The 18,753-nt window shown below is 70.6% G+C and carries 19 protein-coding genes and 1 pseudogene; 7 read left to right on the forward strand and 13 right to left on the reverse strand.

The features are described from left to right. Positions 1 to 121: 121 nt before the first annotated feature. A complete protein-coding gene (locus ACWGJB_RS31830; protein ID WP_453383506.1) occupies positions 122 to 910 on the reverse strand; it encodes a zf-HC2 domain-containing protein in 789 nt (262 codons plus the stop codon). 25 nt (positions 911 to 935) lie between these two features. Continuing rightward, positions 936 to 1,538 (reverse strand): sigma-70 family RNA polymerase sigma factor, encoded by a 603-nt coding sequence (locus tag ACWGJB_RS31835; protein ID WP_453383507.1) that lies wholly within the window; start codon positions 1,536 to 1,538, stop codon positions 936 to 938. A 629-nt stretch (positions 1,539 to 2,167) separates the two neighbouring features. Between ACWGJB_RS31835 and ACWGJB_RS31840 the strand changes: the two genes are divergently transcribed. Genes ACWGJB_RS31840 through ACWGJB_RS31855 form a run of 4 tightly spaced genes read left to right on the forward strand, consistent with a single transcriptional unit; the run spans position 2,168 to position 4,208 of the window. Then, positions 2,168 to 2,461, forward strand: coding sequence for a plastocyanin/azurin family copper-binding protein (locus ACWGJB_RS31840; RefSeq protein ID WP_360497425.1), 294 nt, complete (start codon positions 2,168 to 2,170; stop codon positions 2,459 to 2,461). Next, complete coding sequence (locus ACWGJB_RS31845; RefSeq protein WP_453383508.1) at positions 2,461 to 3,465, forward strand: metallophosphoesterase family protein; 1,005 nt, start codon at positions 2,461 to 2,463, stop codon at positions 3,463 to 3,465. Before ACWGJB_RS31840 ends, ACWGJB_RS31845 begins: the two co-directional genes overlap by 1 nt. Beyond that, a complete protein-coding gene (locus ACWGJB_RS31850) occupies positions 3,462 to 3,914 on the forward strand; it encodes a hypothetical protein (RefSeq protein ID WP_453383509.1) in 453 nt (150 codons plus the stop codon). Before ACWGJB_RS31845 ends, ACWGJB_RS31850 begins: the two co-directional genes overlap by 4 nt. Positions 3,915 to 3,935: 21 nt before the next feature. Then, on the forward strand, positions 3,936 to 4,208 hold the full coding sequence (locus ACWGJB_RS31855; RefSeq protein ID WP_453383510.1) for a hypothetical protein: 273 nt from the start codon (positions 3,936 to 3,938) through the stop codon (positions 4,206 to 4,208). Between the two features lie 468 nt (positions 4,209 to 4,676). Here ACWGJB_RS31855 and ACWGJB_RS31860 read toward each other — a convergent pair whose 3' ends face one another. The 6 genes from ACWGJB_RS31860 to ACWGJB_RS31885 form a co-directional block, all read right to left on the reverse strand. Then, complete coding sequence (locus ACWGJB_RS31860) at positions 4,677 to 4,994, reverse strand: alpha/beta hydrolase family protein (RefSeq protein WP_453383511.1); 318 nt, start codon at positions 4,992 to 4,994, stop codon at positions 4,677 to 4,679. Further along, entirely contained in the window at positions 4,880 to 5,533 is a 654-nt protein-coding gene (locus ACWGJB_RS31865) for an alpha/beta hydrolase fold domain-containing protein (RefSeq protein WP_453383512.1), read from the reverse strand. The genes ACWGJB_RS31860 and ACWGJB_RS31865 overlap by 115 nt, the downstream gene beginning before the upstream one ends. Before the next feature lie 305 nt (positions 5,534 to 5,838). Further along, complete coding sequence (locus ACWGJB_RS31870; protein WP_453383513.1) at positions 5,839 to 6,762, reverse strand: LuxR C-terminal-related transcriptional regulator; 924 nt, start codon at positions 6,760 to 6,762, stop codon at positions 5,839 to 5,841. 53 nt (positions 6,763 to 6,815) lie between these two features. Beyond that, positions 6,816 to 7,823 (reverse strand): zinc-dependent alcohol dehydrogenase family protein, encoded by a 1,008-nt coding sequence (locus tag ACWGJB_RS31875; RefSeq protein WP_453383514.1) that lies wholly within the window; start codon positions 7,821 to 7,823, stop codon positions 6,816 to 6,818. Positions 7,824 to 7,936: 113 nt separating this feature from the next. Continuing rightward, positions 7,937 to 8,266, reverse strand: coding sequence for an ArsR/SmtB family transcription factor (locus ACWGJB_RS31880; protein ID WP_453383515.1), 330 nt, complete (start codon positions 8,264 to 8,266; stop codon positions 7,937 to 7,939). A gap of 701 nt (positions 8,267 to 8,967) precedes the next feature. Beyond that, positions 8,968 to 9,594 carry a LacI family DNA-binding transcriptional regulator gene (locus tag ACWGJB_RS31885; protein ID WP_453383516.1) on the reverse strand — a complete coding sequence of 209 codons (627 nt, stop codon included), beginning with the start codon at positions 9,592 to 9,594 and terminating at the stop codon, positions 8,968 to 8,970. Between ACWGJB_RS31885 and ACWGJB_RS31890 the strand changes: the two genes are divergently transcribed. Next, positions 9,580 to 10,215 carry an aminotransferase class I/II-fold pyridoxal phosphate-dependent enzyme gene (locus tag ACWGJB_RS31890; RefSeq protein WP_453383517.1) on the forward strand — a complete coding sequence of 212 codons (636 nt, stop codon included), beginning with the start codon at positions 9,580 to 9,582 and terminating at the stop codon, positions 10,213 to 10,215. The genes ACWGJB_RS31885 and ACWGJB_RS31890 overlap by 15 nt on opposite strands. Positions 10,216 to 10,217: 2 nt before the next feature. On the opposite strand, the gene ACWGJB_RS31895 is transcribed toward ACWGJB_RS31890, so the two are convergent. Beyond that, a complete protein-coding gene (locus ACWGJB_RS31895; RefSeq protein WP_453383518.1) occupies positions 10,218 to 10,646 on the reverse strand; it encodes a secondary thiamine-phosphate synthase enzyme YjbQ in 429 nt (142 codons plus the stop codon). Positions 10,647 to 10,731: 85 nt separating this feature from the next. Here ACWGJB_RS31895 and ACWGJB_RS31900 point away from each other — a divergent pair, with 85 nt between their 5' ends. Beyond that, positions 10,732 to 11,808, forward strand: coding sequence for an NAD(P)-binding domain-containing protein (locus ACWGJB_RS31900; protein WP_453383519.1), 1,077 nt, complete (start codon positions 10,732 to 10,734; stop codon positions 11,806 to 11,808). Between the two features lie 82 nt (positions 11,809 to 11,890). Here ACWGJB_RS31900 and mltG read toward each other — a convergent pair whose 3' ends face one another. Beyond that, positions 11,891 to 12,823, reverse strand: coding sequence for an endolytic transglycosylase MltG (mltG, locus tag ACWGJB_RS31905; protein WP_453383520.1), 933 nt, complete (start codon positions 12,821 to 12,823; stop codon positions 11,891 to 11,893). Between the two features lie 234 nt (positions 12,824 to 13,057). After that, positions 13,058 to 14,845, reverse strand: a pseudogene (locus ACWGJB_RS31910) (ABC transporter ATP-binding protein); the annotation flags it as partial. A 95-nt stretch (positions 14,846 to 14,940) separates the two neighbouring features. On the opposite strand from ACWGJB_RS31910, the gene ACWGJB_RS31915 reads away from it, so the two are divergent. Further along, complete coding sequence (locus ACWGJB_RS31915) at positions 14,941 to 15,393, forward strand: MarR family winged helix-turn-helix transcriptional regulator (protein ID WP_453383521.1); 453 nt, start codon at positions 14,941 to 14,943, stop codon at positions 15,391 to 15,393. A 59-nt stretch (positions 15,394 to 15,452) separates the two neighbouring features. On the opposite strand, the gene ACWGJB_RS31920 is transcribed toward ACWGJB_RS31915, so the two are convergent. Beyond that, the gene (locus ACWGJB_RS31920; protein WP_453383522.1) at positions 15,453 to 16,835 is read right to left on the reverse strand and encodes a cation:dicarboxylate symporter family transporter; all 1,383 of its coding nucleotides are present in this window, start codon (positions 16,833 to 16,835) and stop codon (positions 15,453 to 15,455) included. A 186-nt stretch (positions 16,836 to 17,021) separates the two neighbouring features. Continuing rightward, the gene (locus tag ACWGJB_RS31925) at positions 17,022 to 18,626 is read right to left on the reverse strand and encodes a peptide-N4-asparagine amidase (protein WP_453383523.1); all 1,605 of its coding nucleotides are present in this window, start codon (positions 18,624 to 18,626) and stop codon (positions 17,022 to 17,024) included. Between the last annotated feature and the right edge of the window lie 127 nt (positions 18,627 to 18,753).

The following is an 18,753-nucleotide window of genomic DNA, read 5'->3' on the forward strand; positions in this document are numbered from 1 at the left end:
CGGGGCCGGCGAACACCGCCGCGGCCCCCGCTGGAGGCGCGCGGGCCGGAGACCCTTCAACTACCTTGCCCCGGTGCTTCTGAGCCCCCCCTACCCAGGGTCGGGCGGACTCCTTGTGACCTCACGCCCGGATCGTGACGAGCTTCTGACCGTTGCCGGCGACGATCTCGAAGTGCTCGATGGCACTCGGAGACATGGGGACCGCACCTGGGACCGTGGTGCCAGGAGGGTATTCGCCCGCCCGCCAGGTGGCGCCGTCCGCCCTGACCCCGCCACGCCCGACCGCCTGCAGCCGGCAGGTGATCCCGGCGGGTGCCCCCTTGGCGGAGACCAGCAGGACGCTGCCCCAGGCAGAGGGCGAGACCTTCACCGAGGCGGTGACGCCAGTGGTGGGATCGTTTCCGGAGAAGGTGCGCGCGGGAGCAGGCGCGGTCGGTCCCGGCTGCTTCGCCTCACTGCTCAGGGACCCGGCGGTCGCCAACCAGGTGCCGGCGGCCGCTCCCGCCATGAGCATCACGGAGGCGGCGGCGCCCGCCAACTGCAGCCGCCACGTCCTGCGGCGCCGGGCCGCGGCCTGCCGCAGCAGCCTTTCCAGCACCCCCGCCTCGCGCGCCTGCGGCGCCCCGGCCGCAGCAGGCCGCGCGGGCGGAGTGCCCTGCGCGCTCTCGGCCGCCCGGGCCACCAGCCGACCCGCCAGGTCCTCATCGGCAGCCGGCACCGTCCGGCCCGCGGCTTCCGTCGCGGTCACCGTCGCCAGCAGTGCGGGCAGTCCCGCCAACTGTGCGTGTTCCGCCCGGCACTCGGCGCATCCCGCGAGATGGTCACGCACCTGTTCCATCTCAGCCGGAGGCAGCGTGCCCAGGACGTACCCTCCCAGCGCCAGCCGGAGGGCGTCGCAATGCGCACTCATGGTCGCCACCTCCCGCACGGCATGATCATGGCTCAATGCCCCGTTCCCGCAGCGCCAGCCGCAGGGCGTGCAGGGCGTAGTACGTCCGCGACTTCACGGTGCCCAGCGGGATGCCCAGCACCCGCGCGGCCTCCGCCATGGTCCGGCCGCGGTAGTAGGTCTCCAACAGGACCGCGCGGTGGTCCGGGGACAGCGCCCGGAGGGCGTCGGCCACCGCCCAGCTCTGCAGCGCCTGCTCGATCTCGTCCTGGCCCGGCGCCTGCTCCGCGACCCGGTCGAGCGCCTCGCCGCCGACCTCGGCCGGCCTGGCCTGCCGGGCCCGGTGGGCATCGATGACCAGGTGCCGGGCGACCGTGCACAGCCACGCCCGGGCCGGGCCTCGTGCGGGCTCGAACGCGTCGGGATGCTGCCATGCTCGCAGCAACGTCTCCTGCACGACGTCCTCCGCCCATTGCCGGTCACCCGAGGTCAGCCGGAGCGCGTAGTGGAACAGGGGTCCCGCGTGCTCGGCATACAGGGTGCGCAGCAGTTCCTCGTCCGTGGTCGAAAGTGTCCCTGTACCAGAGACACGGTCCGCGGAGCGATCCGGATCGGTCCTCGGGCCACGTTTTCGGGAACGCCAGGACATAAGGCGATCATCGCGCACACTTACGGCTTTGTCCTGTGATGCACCGCACCCGCACCGCCACTCTCCGTGAGCGCCGCCAGGCTCGCGCATGCGGGACACCGGAGGCCCGACCGGCCCGCGGCGACCACAAGAAAGCGCCACAAAGGCGACCGCACGAAAGCAGCACAAAAAGGTGCGAACCGACCGAACCGTTCGCCCCCGTCGCCCGTGGAGTCAGACAAGAGCCGACGTAGGCGGCACGCCTTGTTCGCACCTCGGGCCGATCCCGGCCCTCTGACAGGGAACTGCCGCGTACCGCCCGGGACTTCGCTTCGTCCGCGCACTCCGTCGGCGCACCGCCCATCCCAACCCGATCACGAGGAAGGAGCAGCATGTATCCGCACCTTCGTACACCAGGCCGGCGGTCACGCACCGCGGCCGGGCTCGCCGTCGCCACCGCCGCCACCGCCGGCGCGCTGGTTCTCCTGAGCGCATGCGGTCAGTCGTCGCATTCCTCATCCACCGGCGCCGTCGCCATCACACCGGGAGGGGGTCAGCATCGGACGGCCGGGATGCCCGGTGCCTCCGGACCGGAAAACGCGGCAGACTCCGCTCCCGGCGCCTCACCCATGCCCAACATGAGCATGCCCATGAGCTCCCCGAGCACCGGGACGTCGACCGCGCCGGTGGCCGGGAACGCCGTAGCGATCAAGAACTTCGCGTTCTCCCCGGCCACCGTGAAGGTCAAGGCGGGCACGACGGTGACCTGGACCAACCAGGACACCGACCCCCACACCGTCACCAGCGCCAGAACGGGCGGCCCGTTGCATTCGGCCGCCCTGACCACCCACGCCTCCTACAGCTACAGGTTCACCAAGCCCGGCACCTACGCCTACCTCTGCACCATCCATCCGTTCATGACCGCCACCGTGGAGGTGACCTGATGACCGAGTACCTCGATCCTCACCAAGCAGCACCGATCGGCGACTCCGAGCGGCCCGCCCGGGAACACGACATGAACCGGCGCCAACTCCTCCGGCACGCAGGATGGTTCGGCGGGGCCGTGGTGCTGACCGTGGCCGGTGGAGAGGTGGTCAGTCACATCGCCGGCCCCCGGGACACCGCCGCCGGGGCCGCCCCGGTGGCACGCGGCACGACAGCGAACGGCGCACTGCGATTCGTGCAGGTCTCCGACAGCCACATCGGCTTCCAGGGTCCGGCGAACACGGACGTGACCGGCTCCTTCAACGAAGCGATCCACCAGGTCAACTCGCTCGGTTTCCGGCCCGACTTCGTCATGCACAGCGGCGATCTCACCCACCTTTCCACGGCGGCACAGTTCGACCAGGTCAGACAGATGATGACCGGCATGGAGACCGACCGCGTCTTCACCGTGCCCGGCGAGCACGACTCCATCGGCGATGCGGGCCGCGCCTACCGGCGGACCTTCGGCAAGGGCACGCTCGGCGACGGCTGGTACAGCTTCGACACCCACGGCGTGCACTTCATCGCCCTGGTCAACACCCTGAGCCTGGAGAAGCTCGGTCATCTGGGCAACGAACAGATCGAGTTCGTGCGCAGGGACCTCAGGGGACTGTCGTCGGACACGCCCATCGTGGTCTTCAGCCACATTCCGCTGTTCGCCATGTACCCGCGGTGGGGCTGGAGTACGGACGACGCGTTGAAGGTCATCGCGCTCCTGCGCCGCTTCTCCTCCGTCACCTGTCTCAACGGGCATGTCCACCAGCTGTTCACGAAGACGGACGGCAACATCACCTTCCACTCCGCCACCACCACGGCCTACCCGCTGCCGAAGCCCGGCCGGGCCCCCGCCCCCACCCCTCAGGTCGTCCCCGCCCGACAGCTCAAGGACGCACTCGGCATTCGCTCCGTCGGCTACCGGCAGGGCGACCGGGAGCTGGCGATCAAGGACAAGAGGCTGACATGACGCTCGAAAGGCTCCTCGACCCGGCCCTGCGTGTGGCGACCGCCGGCACACTCGCCGCGAGCGGGTACATCCACGCCCGGCTCTACGCCGACGGGTACCACTTCATCCACATCGTCGGCCCCCTGTTCCTGGTCCAGGCGAGCGTGTCCTTCGCGGTCGCCGCCCTGCTGCTGATCGGGATGCCTCCGCTGCTGAGCGTCGCCGCCGGCGGTGTGGCGCTGGGTGCCCTCGGCGGATTCGCCGCCTCACGCACCGTAGGCGTCTTCGGATTCACCGAACACGGTCTGCAGCCCGCCCCACAGGCCCTGCTCAGTCTCCTTGCCGAAACCGGGACCCTGCTGCTCCTAGCCGTCCGGCAGGCAAGCGTGACCAGACGGCGCCGTGCTGCCCGGCCTCCCCTCAGGCCACCCGTCTGGGACCGGGTCACCCTCCACACACCACCCAAGTGACGGAACCAAGGAGTCTCCCCCATGTCACCGCAACCACACCCGGCAACCACCGGACCGAGCCCGCACCTGCGCAGGCTGAGGGACAGCGTGCGCGCCCTGCTCGGCCTGGACGACGACACAGCCGTCGTGATCCGCCAGTTCCAGTACGCCGAACCCGGCCGTCCACCACGGAAGACCGTCGTCGCCGTGCTGCCCATGGACGGCGAGGCACACCGCTGGACTCTCCACCGTCCTCCCGACCAGATCACCGAGCGGGTTCTACGAGCCGCGCTCCTCCCCCACCCGCCGAACTGACGGGAACCGAGTCCGACCTGCCGACATCCCCGCAACGACTCCCGGCGGTGCCCCGAACGCAGGGACACCGTCGAGGAGAACCCGCCGCGGGGCCCACGGCGTCGGACTTCCTCATCCATCCGCCGACGGCCCAAGCCGGGCTTCGTCGACCAACGGCGCGGTGTGTCGACGATGTTGAGCATGGGCGGTTTCCCGGTGACCGATGGCAGAAGTAGCCGAGCCGCCGCCGCGCTGCGGGGGACGGTCGCGGCGGCGGCCCTGGTGTCCGGCGGACGGGCGGGGTCGGCCGCCGGACGTTCCAACGGAAGGGTTCAGGTGCTCGCAGGAGGGCCTCGGCGGTGACAAGCAGTGCACGGTATCCGGATCCCGTTTGAGTCATCGGGGTTCATCGGACATGCCGTTGACGTCGGCGGGCGCAAGGTCGGGCGCGGTCTACTGAGGTCCGTGGCCCAGGGGAGCAGGAGTTCGTCAGCCTCCGATGTACTCCTGGAGCCACGGCAGCGTCAGCGCCCGCGTGGCCTTGGTGCCGATGTCGGCGGAGACACTGTCGTAGGCGTGGTCCAGGAAGGGGAGTTCGACGTAGTCATGGGTGACGCCTGCCGTCGTCAGCTTGTCGGCGAAGGCCTCGGTGTGGTCGGCGAAGACGAGGTGGTCGCGGAAGCCCTGGAGGATCAGGGTCGGCGGGGCGACCTTGCTGATCTGGTTCGCGGAGTCGACGGCTTCGTAGAAGCATGCTCGGTGGCCCAGGTCATGGCACAGCCGACGTCGGCGTCGGCGGTGTTCCACGTGTGCTCGGTGGCGGCCAGCCGGTAGTCGACGTCGAGGACGGCGTACCCGTGGTCGGCCAGCCAGCTCGTGTAGACGGTGGGGCCGCGGCTGCCACTGATGAAGCCGCCGCCGTGGATGCTGACGACCAGTGGGGCCGACGCCTTCGACGCGGTCTCGGGCAGGTACAGATCCGCCTTCATCCGCTCGCCGCCGAGGGTGGCGTAGGTGACGGTCCGGTCGGGGTCTCGGCCGAGCGCGCTCGCGGGGGTGGCCGGCGAGAACAGGAACCACTGGCCGGTGGCGCCGTGTACCGAGACGACCTGCACGGTGGTGGTGACCAGGGCCAGCAGCAGAGCCGTCCCGCTGATCGCCGAGAGGGCGAGGGGCATCCGGCGCCGGCCGCGGCGGTGCAGAACGAACACGCCCGCGGCCAGAGCCAGGGCAGCCGGCAGCAGGTCCCAGGACCCGAGGGCGTCCCGGGCTATGGCGACGACGAGCAGAAAGATCTCGATCGGAAAGACGTGCAGGAACGGCGACCACCAGCTGACCGGCAGCACCGCCTGGAGCTGACCGAGCAGGAGGAACAGGGCGAGGATCAGGACCGCCGCCAGGAGCGCCCCGCGGCGATGCGACCAGCGAGGGCGCCGCGCGACCTCGTGCGGCCCGTCCGGCCTCGTCCTGGTGACAGGGATACGGCGGTGGTGGTTGCGGAACCTTCGAGATCGTTGCGCATGGTGGTTCGCGTCTCTCGTGGTGCTGACCAGAGCAGAACTGACAGCGGTTGGGTGGGGGTGGTGATCAGCATGGGAGTCGACCGGTACGACGGCAACAAGCCGTGGGCGCGCACCCCCCGAACGGGGGGTCAGCGCCGGCGTTCCCGGCCGAGGGCGACGGCCACCAGAGCCGCACGGTTGGGCACGCCGAGCTTGCGCATGCTGGAGGTGAGGCTCGACTTCACGGTCTCGGCGCCGATGCCGAGCTTCGCGGCGATCTCCCGGTTCGTCGCGCCGAGCGCGACCTCGGCGAGGATCTCCCGTTCACGGGCGGTCAGGCCCGCACCTGCCGCCTGTCGACCGCCGGGCGCCGCGGCCACGGACGGATCGGCCGGTACGCCACCCACGGCCTCGCCGGTCAACCGCCGGACGAGGGCGTCGAGTTGCTGCCGCTGTGGCCCGTCGGGAATCGAGGACGCGATGTGCACGAGTTCCGCGCAGATGCCGACGAGCCGACGGCGCTCGGCCACGCTCGTCGTCGCATCGGCCGCCCGCCTGCCGTCCACGACCGTCCCTCCGGCCGCCACCCGCAGGTTGTCCAGGCGGCGGCTCAGCGCCAGGTCCTCGGCCAGGTCCCGCTCCAGGGCACGTACGACCGTCATGACATCGCCTATGACCCGGTCGCCGAAGACGCACTCATGGCGCAGGCCACCCCAGAGCACGCCCCGAGGGCCCCGGGGCACCCGGATCGGGACGGCGAAGGAAGCGCGGATCCGTTCCCGGCGCACGGCGTCGTCGTAGTCGTGGGTGATCCCGCTCGCCCGACAGTAGTCCTGGACCTGTACCGGTCTGGCCAGCAGCATCGCCTTGCCGCCCAGCCCCGCGCCGACGGAGATGCGCAGGTCGCGCAGGCCCTCGGTGGTCACACCCACGAGCCGGTCGATGACGAAGAGGTCGGCGTCGGCGACCATGAGTGCGCCCACGGCGAGGTCGACGCCCGCCACGCGGCGCACGTCGTGGAGCAGCATGGTGAACGCTGACGACTGCGCTGCGGTGATGGCGGGATCGGTCATGTACTGCGCCTCCCGGACAGCTCGGTTCGGGCCCCCTCCTGATGCGGTCGGATTCACGCCCCCGTGTCGTCGTGGGTGACCGTGACGACGATCTTGCCGACATGGCCGTTGGCCGCCATGTAGCGGTGGGCCTCGGCGATGTCCGCGAGGTCGAAGGTGCGGTCCACGACCGGCGTGAAGGAGCCCGAGGCCAGACCGGCGTTGACGAACGCGACGGCGCGGCGCAGCCGCTCGGGGTCCGTGGTGATCTCGAAGAGGGTGTACGTGCTGCTGGTCAGCGCCGGGTAGGAGTGCGCGTTGGGCAGCGGGGTGGGGCGCGGGTCGAGGGCGCCGTAGACCACCAGGAACCCGCCGGGGGCGATGCCCTGGGCGAGGGTCTCGACGCCGGGGCCGGCGACCGGGTCGAAGGCCAGGCGGACGCCCTCGCCGCCGGTGATCTCCTTGATCCTCGCGGGCAGGTCCTCGTCGTCGGTGACGATCACATGGGCCGCACCCGCGTCCAGGAGACGCTGCTTCTTGTCCGCGCGGCGCGTGGTGGCGATCGGGATCGCGCCGACGTGGCGGGCGATCTGGAGGGCGGCCAGGCCGACACTGCTGGAGGCCGCCGTGATCAGGACATGGTCCCCGGGCCGCACCCGGCCGCTCTCGGCGAGGGGGCCGTAGGCGGTGATGTAGGCCATCCACACGGCCGCCGCCCGGACGGGCTCGACGTCCGCGGCGCGCGGCACCACGGCCGAGGCCGGAACGACGACGTGGTCGCCGTAGGTGCCGTACTCGCTCTGCAGAAACGCCGGCACGACCGCGACCGGGTCGCCCTCGGTGAAACCGTTCACGCCCTCGCCGACCGCGTCGACCACGCCCGCGGCCTCATAGCCGAGTGTGGAGGGGAAGCGCGGCTGGTCGAAGTAACTGCCCTTGCGGAACATGATCTCGGCCCGGTTCAGGCCGAGCGCGTCGACGCGGATCCGTACTTCCCCCGCGCCGGGGGCGCCCACTTCGACGTGACGGAGGGTCAGGACCTCGGGGCCGCCGAGCCGGTCGAACTGTACGAGTTTTGCCATGACGCATCCGTCCTGGGAGCGGGAATGGGGACGTGCACCGAACCTGCCCGGTGCCGATGTTCACCTTGCCCCAAGGTTCGATGACCGTCAAATCTTGATGGTCATCGAAGTAATCATTCGGCGGAGGCGGCCATCACGGCCGACAGCAGGCCGGGGAACCGATCCTCCATCTCGTCCGTACGCAGCGTGTTCATCTTCGACGTCCCGATGTAGTACTGCCGGACCACGCCGGCCTCGCGCAGCACGTTGAAGTGGTGCGTCAGCGTCGAGGGCGACACCGGAGCCTCGAAGGTGCCGCAACTCAGGTCCTCACCGGCGCGGACCAGCTGGGACACCACCATGCGCCGCACCGGATCCACCAGCGCATCCAGGACCTGCTGAAGCGAAACCTCCGACAGCTCGGGGTGCTCCACTGTCCGGGCGACGGTACGGGGGCGGGCCACGGTGACTCCTTGCGATGACGTCGATGCGCTCAGCCCATCGTACGATCGCCATCGAAAAGGACCCGTTGCCCAAGGCCCGCCCTCGGTCGAACCGCGATCGGCTACGAAGCCGACGTCGCCGGTGTCGTGCTCGGGTCCACGCCCACGACCAGGCTGCCGCGGACCCCGTCCTCGATCGCCCCCGCGCGGTACGACAGATCGAGCAGGCCGTCCACGGCGCCGCCCCCGCCGTAGAACCCGTCCTGGTCAAGAGTCGTGCGCGTGAGTCTGTTGGTGTCGTACGGGGCGACGTCGGCGCTGGCGAGTACGGCGTCCTCGGTGAAGTACAGCTGGCCGGTGTGGCAGACCTCTCCGCTCTCGTAAAGGTGAGCCGGAGGGTGAACGGGATGCCGGTGCGGTCTTCCGTCAGGTCGCGTCGGAACAGGTCGTAGTCGAGAAAGTACGGGCCCTCGATGGCCTCGGGGGCGAGCGCGTAGCAGGCCGGCGCAGTGGTCTCGGCCGACGCCGATGACGCCGATGCCGAGGGCGCGGAGGCGGATGCCGCGAGGCCGGCAACCGCGAGGCCCGCGCCGCCGGCCAGCAGCACCCTGCGCCTCGACGGACCGTGCGGGTGGGGGGTGGAATCGGGGGACTGGGAGTGGGGTGTGTCCTGGGTCAAACGGCGGGACTGTAGTTGTCAACGGGATCAACGGGTCTTGTTCTCAAGCCATTTGGGGGTCCTGAACCGCCGAGAGTTCTTCAGGGGGTGACGGTGGGGCGCCTTCCGGGGCCGAGCAGCCGCAGGATCCGCGGACCAGCAGTTCCGCGGGCAGCACGTCGCGTCCGGGCGGCTGGTCCGGGTCCCGCATCAGATCGGTGAGCCGCACCATCGCGGTACGGGCCAGCTGTTCGACGGGCTGGCGCATCGTCGACAGGGTCGGGGCGCTGTACGCGCTGCTCGTGGTGCCGTCGAAGGAGACCACCGCGAGATCGTCCGGGATCCGGATGCCCAGCTGGTGCGCGGCGCGCTGTACCCCGGCGGCCTGCTCGTCGGAGGTGACGAACAGGCCGTCCACCAACCGGTCATGAGCCAGTAGAGCGAGTGCGGCGCGGTATCCCTCAAGGCGTCCGTAGGCGCCGTGCAGCAGCGGGGCGGCGGCCGGCCGGGCCTGCCAGCCGGTGCGGCCTCCCGAGCCCGAGCCCGCCCTGAGCCCGGCCGCCTCCAGCGCGGTGCGCCAGCCGGTCACCCGGTCCGTGGTGGGGCGCAGGCCCAACTGCCCCGCGATGCAGCCGATCCGGCGGCGTCCGTGGCGGAGCAGATGTTCGGTGGCCCGGTGGGCACCGCGCACGTTGTCCACCAGGACGACATCGCGACCCGGCACGGCACTCTCGTGGTCGACGACCAGTCGCAGTCGGAGCTCGGCTGGTTCCGCTCCGACCCGCTGCCGGGGCTGGAACGGATGGCCGACCCCGAACGGCTGCTGATCGTGGGCACCCTGTCGAAGCTGTTCTGGGGCGGGCTGCGCGTGGGACGGGTACGAGGGCCGCGGGAGATCGTCGGACGGCTCGCGGCGCTGCGCGGCGGCATCGACCTCGGCGGACCGGTCGCCGACCAGTTGGCGGCACTGCAACTGCTGCCTCAGGCGGATCGGCAACGGGAACTGCGCCGCGAGTTCCTGGCACGGCAGTTCGCGGTCACCGCGGAGATCCTCCGAACCGTGTTGCCCCGCTGGCGGTGGAGCACTCCGGTAGGCGGATCAGGTCTCTGGACCGACACGGGTCAGGACGCGGTGGCCCTCGCACAGCGCGCTCTGGCACGCGGAATCCGTCTCACCGCCGGACCGGCGTTCTCTCCGCACGGCGGGCACCGCACCTTCGTACGACTGCCCGTATGGCACCCGCAAAGCCGCTTCGCCGATGCGGCCCAGGTCATCGCCGACCTTCACAGCACACCAAGCGATCAGGGATGAGGTCAGGAACCCGCGAGAAAGGTGAAACGAACCTGTCGTGACGGATTATCCCTGTTCGTGTCGACCAGGCACACCGACTGCCAGGTGCCCAGTGCCAGGTGGCCGTCGATCACCGGAAGGGTGGCGTGCGGGGGTACCAAGGCCGGGAGGACGTGGTCGCGGCCGTGGCCGGGACTGCCGTGCCGGTGCTGCCAGCGGTCGTCGGCGGGGAGCAGGGTGTGCAGGGCGGCCAGCAGGTCGTCGTCGCTGCCGGCGCCGGTCTCGATGACCGCGATCCCGGCCGTCGCGTGGGGCGTGAAGATGTTCAGCAGGCCGTCGCGGCCGGCCGCGGCCTCGCGCAGGAAGGCCTCGCAGTCGGCGGTCAGGTCGACGACCCGCTCGCGAGTCCCGGTGGCGACTTGGAGCACTCGTGTGGTGAAGGCATCCGACATGCCCCCATCCTCGCCCATCCACCGGGCCGCCGGCGCCGGCGGCCATGCCGGGAAGATCCCCGCCCGACCCTCTGTTAGTGGAAGCGTGAACAACTTGCGCGAGGTCGAGGTAGTCGTCATAGGCGCTGGTCAGGCAGGTCTGTCCAGCGCCTATCACCTGCGCCGCACCGGTTTCGAGCCGGACCGCGACTTCGTGGTCCTGGACCACTCCCCCGCCCCGGGCGGCGCCTGGCAGTTCCGGTGGCCGTCGCTGACGTACGGCAAGGTCCACGGGATGCACGCGCTGCCGGGCATGGAGCTGACCGGGGCCGACCCCGGGCGGCCGTCCGCCGAGGTCATCGGTGACTACTTCGCGGCCTACGAGCGCACCTTCGACCTGCGGGTACGGCGACCCGTGAACGTCCGCGCGGTACGCGAGGGCGAGGGCGGACGGCTGCTCGTGGAGACGGACGCCGGGGACTGGTCGGCGCGGGCGCTGATCAACGCCACCGGCACCTGGGACCGGCCGTTCTGGCCGCGTTACCCGGGCCAGGAGACATTCCGCGGGCGGCAGTTGCACACCGCGCAGTACGCCGGGCCCGAGGAGTTCGCCGGGAAGCGGGTGGTGGTCGTGGGCGGTGGGGCCTCCGGCACCCAGCATCTGCTGGAGCTCGCCCCGTACGCGGCCGCCACCACCTGGGTCACCCGGCGGCCGCCGGTCTTCCGTGAGGGGCCCTTCGACGAGGGCGTGGGCCGGGCCGCGGTGGCCCTGGTGGAGGAACGGGTACGGCAGGGGCTGCCGCCGCGGAGCGTGGTCTCGGTGACCGGACTGCCCCTCAACGACGCGATCCGGCAGGGCCTGAAGGACGGTGTCCTGGACCGGCAGCCGATGTTCGACCGCCTCACTGCGGACGGGGTGGCATGGAACGACGGCCGGCACGTCGACGCCGACGTCATCCTCTGGGCGACCGGTTTCCGCGCCGCCCTAGACCATCTGACGCCGCTGCGGCTGCGCGAGCCGGGCGGCGGGATCCGCGTCGAGGGGACCCGTTCGGTCGTGGATCCGCGGGTCCACCTCGTGGGGTACGGCCCCTCGGCCAGCACCATCGGCGCCAACCGCGCGGGCCGCGCAGCGGTCCGGGACATCAGGCGACTGCTCGCGGGGGAGCCGGTCGCCGCGTGAGGCGTGCGGTCTTGTGCGTGACGCGTTGTGCGTAACGCCCTGCGCGTGACGCGTTGCGCCTTGCGCGTGACGTGCCGGCGCCTCAGCCGGACGATGGTGAGGCCTGCGGCGACTGCGTCGACGGCTGGGCCTTGTTCTTCCGCTCCGCATTGAACTCCGCGACATTGCGCTGGTGCTCGGCGTAGTCGGCGGTGAACCGCGTGTCCCCCGGCTTGACCGTGACGAAGTACAGCCAGTTCCCCGGCGTCGGGTTCATCGCGGCGCGCATCGCGTCCTCACCCGGGTTGTCGATCGGGCTGGGCGGCAGGCCCATGCGCTGGTAGGAGTTATACGGGTTCTCGACACGGGTGTCGTCCGCCGTGGTGTCGAGGGTGCTGCGGTTGAGGCCGTAGTTGAGGGTGGAGTCCATCTGCAGCGGCATGCCGCTCTGCAGCCGGTTGAAGACGACCCGGGCCACCTTCCCCATGTCGGCCTTGTTCGCCGCCTCGGCCTGGACGATGCTGGCGATGGTCACCGCCTGGTAGACGTTCATCGCGTCGCGCTGTGCACCGGCCGCGACGGGCGCCCCGTCGAACCGCTGGTTGGCGGTGTCGACCATGAACCGCAGCACGGACTGCGGGGTGGCGTCCTTCTCCAGGGGATAGGTGGCCGGGAAGAGGTAGCCCTCGGGGTTGCCCCCGGCGTCGCCGGGCAGTTTGAGGCTCGCGGTGCCCACGGACCGCTTGGTGCTGCCGGCGGGCAGGGCGAGCGCCTTGTCGACGGCGTCGTAGATCTGCGACGCGCGCCAGCCCTCCGGGATGACCAGGGTGGCGGACCTGACGGCCGCGCCGTGGGCCAGGAACAGCAGCGGCACCGTCACGGCGGCGCCCGCCACGACGGCGCCGGCCGCGACGAGGAGGAGCCTGCCCCGACGCGTCAGCCGGATCCTGTTCCGCCGGATCACCCCCGGCCTGATCGTGTTCCGTCGGACCGCGCTCCCTCGGACCGCTTTCCGTCGCGGAGTGTTCATCTGCATGCGGGAACGTTAGCCCGCACACAGCCCCAAACCCGACATATCGTCAGCTTGTCGACTCCATCTTGTTGACTTCGGCTTGCCGACTTCGACGCGACGGCTTCAGCTCGTCGGCGGAGTCACCCACTGACGCCCCCGGTCGCCCCGTCGGCGCCCCGGCCGTCTCACCGCCTCCCACTGAGCCGCCTCGTCGGTTCCGGCCGGCCCCTCCCCCGCCGTCTCCGCTGCCGCCGCCGTCTCCTCGCGGGCGTCCCGGCGCACCAGCGCCGCGTACCGTCCGTCGAGTTCCAGCAGCTCCTCGTGCGTGCCCCGTTCGGCCACCTGGCCGGAGTCGAGGACGACGATCTGGTCGGCGCCGCGGATGGTGGACAGCCGGTGGGCGATGGTGACGGTCGTCCGGTTGGCCGACAGGGCGTCGATGGCTTCCTGGACGGCGCGTTCGGTGCGGTTGTCCAGGGCGCTGGTCGCCTCGTCGAGGATGAGGACCGGCGGGTCACGCAGGATGGTGCGCGCGATGGCCAGCCGCTGCTTCTCACCGCCGGAGAAGCGGTGACCGCGTTCGCCGACGACGGTGTCGTAGCCGTCGGGCAGGGCGGCGATGTGGTCGTGGATCTGGGCCGCGCGGGCGGCCGCGTGGAGTTCCTCGTCGGTGGCGTCCGGCTTGGCGAAGCGCAGGTTGTCGGCGACCGAGGCGTGGAAGAGGTACGTCTCCTGGGAGACGACGCCGACCGCGCGGGCGAGGGTGTCGAAGTCGAGGTCACGGACGTCGACGCCGTCCAGGGTGACCCGGCCGCCGGTGACGTCGTAGAGCCGGGGCACCAGGTAGCCGAGCGTGGACTTGCCGGCGCCGGTCGGGCCGACGACCGCCAGGCTGCCGCCGGCCGGGACGGTGAGGTCGATGCCGTCGAGGACGGGGCCGCTCTTGTCGTCGTAGCGGAACTCGACCTTCTCGAAGCGCACCTCGCCCTTCACCCGGTCGAGGTGGACCGGCTCGTCCCGCTCGGTGATGTCGATGGGCAGGTCGAGGTACTCGAAGATGCGCTGGAAGAGGGCGAGCGAGGTCTGGATCTGGACGCCGGTCTGCAGCAGGCTCACGGCCGGGCGGAACAGGCCCTGCTGGAGCGAGACGAAGGCGACGATGGTGCCGAGCGAGATCTGCGAGCCGCCCAGATGGAGGGCCATGCCGGCGGTCCAGTAGATGACGGCGGGCATCGCGGCCATCACGATCGTGATCACGGCCATCCGCCAGCGGCCGGCCATGTTGGAGCGTACTTCCAGGTCGACGAGCTGCTCGGACTCGTCCGAGAAGGAGGCGGTGAGCGAGTCGGCGCGGCCCATGGTCCGGCCTAGAAGGATGCCGCTGACGGAGAGCGACTCGGTGACCGTGGCGGCCATCGCGGCCATCTGCTTCTGGCGTTCGGTGGTGATCTTCTTGCGCTCGTTGCCGACCCGGCGGCTGATCCACACGAAGGCCGGGAGCAGGACCATCGAGACGATGGTGAGCCGCCAGTCGAGGGCGATCATCGCGATGATCGTGGCGACCACACTGGTCAGGTTGGAGACCAGGGAGGTGGCCGTCGAGGTGACGGTGGCCTGCATGCCGCCGATGTCGTTGGCTATGCGGGACTGCACCTCGCCGGTGCGGGTGCGGGTGAAGAAGGCGAGCGACATGCGCTGGAGGCGGCCGTAGACGGCGGTGCGCAGGTCGTGCATGACGCGCTGGCCGACGGTGGTGGATATCAGCGTCTGCAGGACACCGAAGATGCTGGTGAGGACAGCACTGAGGATCATGCCCAGGGCCAGCAGGCTGAGCAGTCCGGTGCGGCCCTGCGGGATCGCGGTGTCGAGAATCGCCTTCAGGAGGAAGGGGGTGGCGACCGAGACCAGCGAGGCGGCGCCGACCAGCAGGCCGACGATCGCGAGCCGGCCGCGGTAGGGGCGGAAGAGGCTGAGGATACGGCGCACCTGGCGGGGTTGTCCGGCCGAAGTGCCGTCGGGGGTCCAGTTGATCTCGTCTCGGGGCATGGCTCCTACGGATGGGTGTGGTGTGTACGGACTCACGGAGCATAGCTCACTGTTACCTATACTCACAATGAACATAGTCCTGATATTGTTCCCGTATGAGCACCCCCGACTCCGACGGCCCGCTCGCCGAGCAGTTGCTACGCCTGACCCGCCGGGTGTGGCGTATCCAGAAGCGCCATCTGCAGGCGCGGGATCTGGGCGTCACCCCGGCCCAGTCTCGGCTGCTGCGCACCCTCGCGCACTACGACACCCCCCCGCGCATGGCCGACCTCGCCGAGCGGCTGGAGGTGGTGCCGCGCGCGGTGACGACGCTGGTCGACGGCCTGGAAGCGAGCGGCAAGGTGTGCCGGGTGCCGGATCCGACGAACCGCCGGGTGACCCGGATCGAGATCACGGACGAGGGGCACGAGACCCTGCGCGAGCTGCGGGCGGCCCGGAGGTCCGCGGCCGAGGAGATCCTGGCTCCGCTGTCGGAGGAGCAGCGGGAGGTGCTGGGCGGCCTGCTGGACACTCTGGTCGACGGGGCGGCGGTCGCGAAGAGCTGCTGAGACAGGACGAAGCGGCTCCCCTCCGGGACTCCGGAGGGGAGCCGCTCTGCTTCCGCACGTCAGCGTTCGGACACGGACTCCTTGTCCGGCACCTGCGCGGGCAGCTCGGCCTCGGTGGCCGCGACCTCGGCGGGCGCCACCTCGATGGCCGCGACCTCGGCGCCCAGCACCTTCTTCGCCCGCTCGACGTCCAGCGCGCCCTCCCAGCGGGAGACGGCGAAGACGGCGACGCAGTTGCCGAGCAGGTTGGTGACGACGCGCATCGAGTCCATGATGCGGTCGACGCCGAGCAGCAGGGCGACGGCACCGGCCGGGATCGCCCCGAGCGAGGAGGCGGTCGCGGACAGGGCGAGGAAGGCCGAACCGGGGATGCCGGCCATGCCCTTGCTGGTGAGCATCAGCACCAGGACCACGGTGATCTGCTGACCCAGACTCAGGTCGACACCCACGGCCTGGGCGATGAACAGGGTGCCGATGGAGAGGTAGAGAGAGGCACCGTCGAGGTTGAAGGAGTACCCGGTGGGCAGCACCAGGCCGACGGCGTCGTCGCGGGCGCCCGCCTTGCGCAGCTTCTGCATCACGCGCGGCAGCACGGACTCCGTGGAGGCGGTGCCCAGCGCCAGCAGCAGCTCCTCGCGGATGTAGCGGACGAACTTCCAGAGGCTGAGCCCGGTGACCGCCTTCAGGGCCACCGCCAGCAGGGCGACGAAGAGCGCGGCGGCCGCGTAGCACAGGACGATCAGCTTGGCGTAGGTCTCGATGACACCGAGGCCGTACTGGCCGATCAGCACGGCCATCGCACCGAAGACGGCGATCGGGGCGAGGCGCATCACGAACCCGACGATCGCGAAGATGATCTCCTGCGCCTGCTCGATGGCCGGCAGCACCTGCGGCACCCTGGTGTGGCCGAGGTGGAGCAGGGCCGCGCCCACCAGGCAGGCCAGAACCAGCACCTGGAGCAGGGAGTTGTCGGCGAAGGCGCCGATGAAACTGGTGGGCAGGGCTTCGAGGACGAACTCGGTCGTCGAGGGCAGCGAGCCGCCGCCCGTCTTCGCGTCGACCGCCTTCGCGCTCAGCGTGGCCGGGTCGACATGCATTCCGGAGCCGGGCTGGACGACGTTGGCGGCGACCAGGCCGATGACCAGCGCGAGCGTGCTCGCCACCTCGAACCAGATCAGGGCCTTGAGCCCGATCCGCCCGAAGGCCTTCAGGTCACCGGCCTTGGCGATGCCGACGACGACCACGCAGAACACCAGCGGGGAGATGATCGTCTTGATGAGCCGGGTGAAACCGTCGCCGAGCGGCTGCAGGTCCGAGGCGAAGCCGGGCCACAGCTTCCCGACGACGATTCCGAGCACGAGCGCGCAGGCGACCTGCGCGAAGAGAGAGGTACGCAGTATGCGTGCGACGCGTCGCGGCAGGGACGGTAGGGGCTGCGGCACGGGCACTCCTGGTGTGGGGGTTCGACTCGCGGAAGCCGAGCGGGACTTCCGCGACAGCGGGACTTCTGCCATACGGAAAGCGGTTTCCGTGTCGATCACTCTGGAGGCCTTCTTGATCCCGTCCGAGACCACCGTGTATCAGCCGCGTAAATCACGCGCCTGGTGACGCATCGCACGCAACTCGGCTCAGCAGCCGCCGCGGTCCTCCGTCAGCACCCCCTGTTCGGTGGCGAGCGAACGGTCGTAGCACCCGCCGGACCCGTACAGCCGGTAGCGCTCGCTCGACGTGCCGACCGCGTGCCGCTGGTCGCGCGGCACATTGAGGGTGTACGTCGCGTCACCGCGGTAGGTGTCGTCCAGCCGCGACCACCCGCGCCCGGGCCGGCTGACCGCCGCCCGGTCACCGAGGGTGAGTTCGGTACGCAGCCGATCGTCGGTACCGACGGTGATGGCGCCGTTCATCGTGTACGTCCGGTCGGTGCGTGTCGTCCGGGACGCCCCGCCCGCCTTCACCGTGACGTTCTGGTCGTCCGTCCAGACGGCGTCGAGCGCGTCCGTCGTCTCACCGTCGTTCCAGCGGTGCGCGGAGGTGTTGGCCAGCGTCCGGCTGACGGTGGTGGTCACCCGGCCGTGCGAGGTGTCGACATATCCGGAGACCGTCAGCCGGTGCCCGGCGTCGGTGTCGACCCGGTACTCCCCCGAACCCGGGGTGTACACCGAGGAGTTGACGGGGTCGGAGGCCCTGTCCGCGGTGAGCCGGCCGGTGACGTGGGCGCGGTGCGCGTCCTGCCAGACCAGCACGTTCACGGGGGCGCTCCAGCCGGCCTGGCCCTCGGGCACCCCGGCGACGGAGACCTCGACCTGGTGCGGGCGGCCGTCGTTGAGAAGCCCGGCGAACGGCGTCAGGTCGTATTCGATCGGCTTGACGTCGAAGGCGCGGGGGCCCGGAACGACGTACCAGAGGAAGGGGTTGGACCAGCCGCCGGTCCACACGTTCGGGAACGGCGCGGCGATTCCGGCCGGCCGGCCGTCCACGTTGATCTGCACCTCGCGGTACGGCCCCTTGTCCGCCTTGCAGGAGTACGACGCCGGGTCGGCCACCGTCAGATACCAGAACTCCTCGCAGCCACCGCCGGATCCGGTGGCGTGCACCTCGGCGACGATCCGCTCGCTGTTGCGCGGGGTGGTGAGGGTGGTACCGCCGTCCAGGGTGAGCACCTTGTCGGGGACCGCGGCCTGGGGGCGCCCCGCGTAGAACGTGAGCGTGACCTTGACGTCGATGACGCCGGTGTACGTGTCGTCGACGACGTTGCCGATCAGCATCTCGACGTCCTGTGCGCCCCGGAAGGTGTCGCTGTAGCGGGTGACGTCCTTCTCCACGTGCCACTCGATGCCGTCGGGCGAGGGCTCGGGGGTGGAGGTGCGCAGCACCTCGACGCCTCCGACGTGCAGATAGCCGAGCCGGTCGTACTGACGGCCCTTCACCTTGCCGTCGAGCCGCAGCACCACCTTGCTCCAGCGGTCGCCGCAGCCCTGGGGCGGCGCGTAGGTGCCCCGGTAGGGCGTGAAGTCACGGAACTGGGCTTCGGCCAGGGTGACTTGGCAGGACTTCGCGCCCTTGGGCACGGACACCGGCGGGGCGGCGGTCACCGGGTCGTGCCAGTCGGTGCCGAACTCCGCCGGGACGTCGGCGGCTACGGCGGCGGAGGCACCCGTACCGAGGAGCGCGCTCACCAGGAGGGGCACCCCGGCCAGCCCGGCAAGCATGGACATGACGATCCGTCTTCTCATGGCCGGTGTTCTACGGGGAGTTGACCGCCGGCCGCAATGAGGAGATCGGCCGACCGCTCCGTGACCTACGCGGACCCACACCAGAGGAACAAAAAGTGCTATAAGCGGATCTTACTGCCACAGTGCT

The sequence above is a fragment of the Streptomyces sp. NPDC054813 genome (assembly GCF_053611365.1).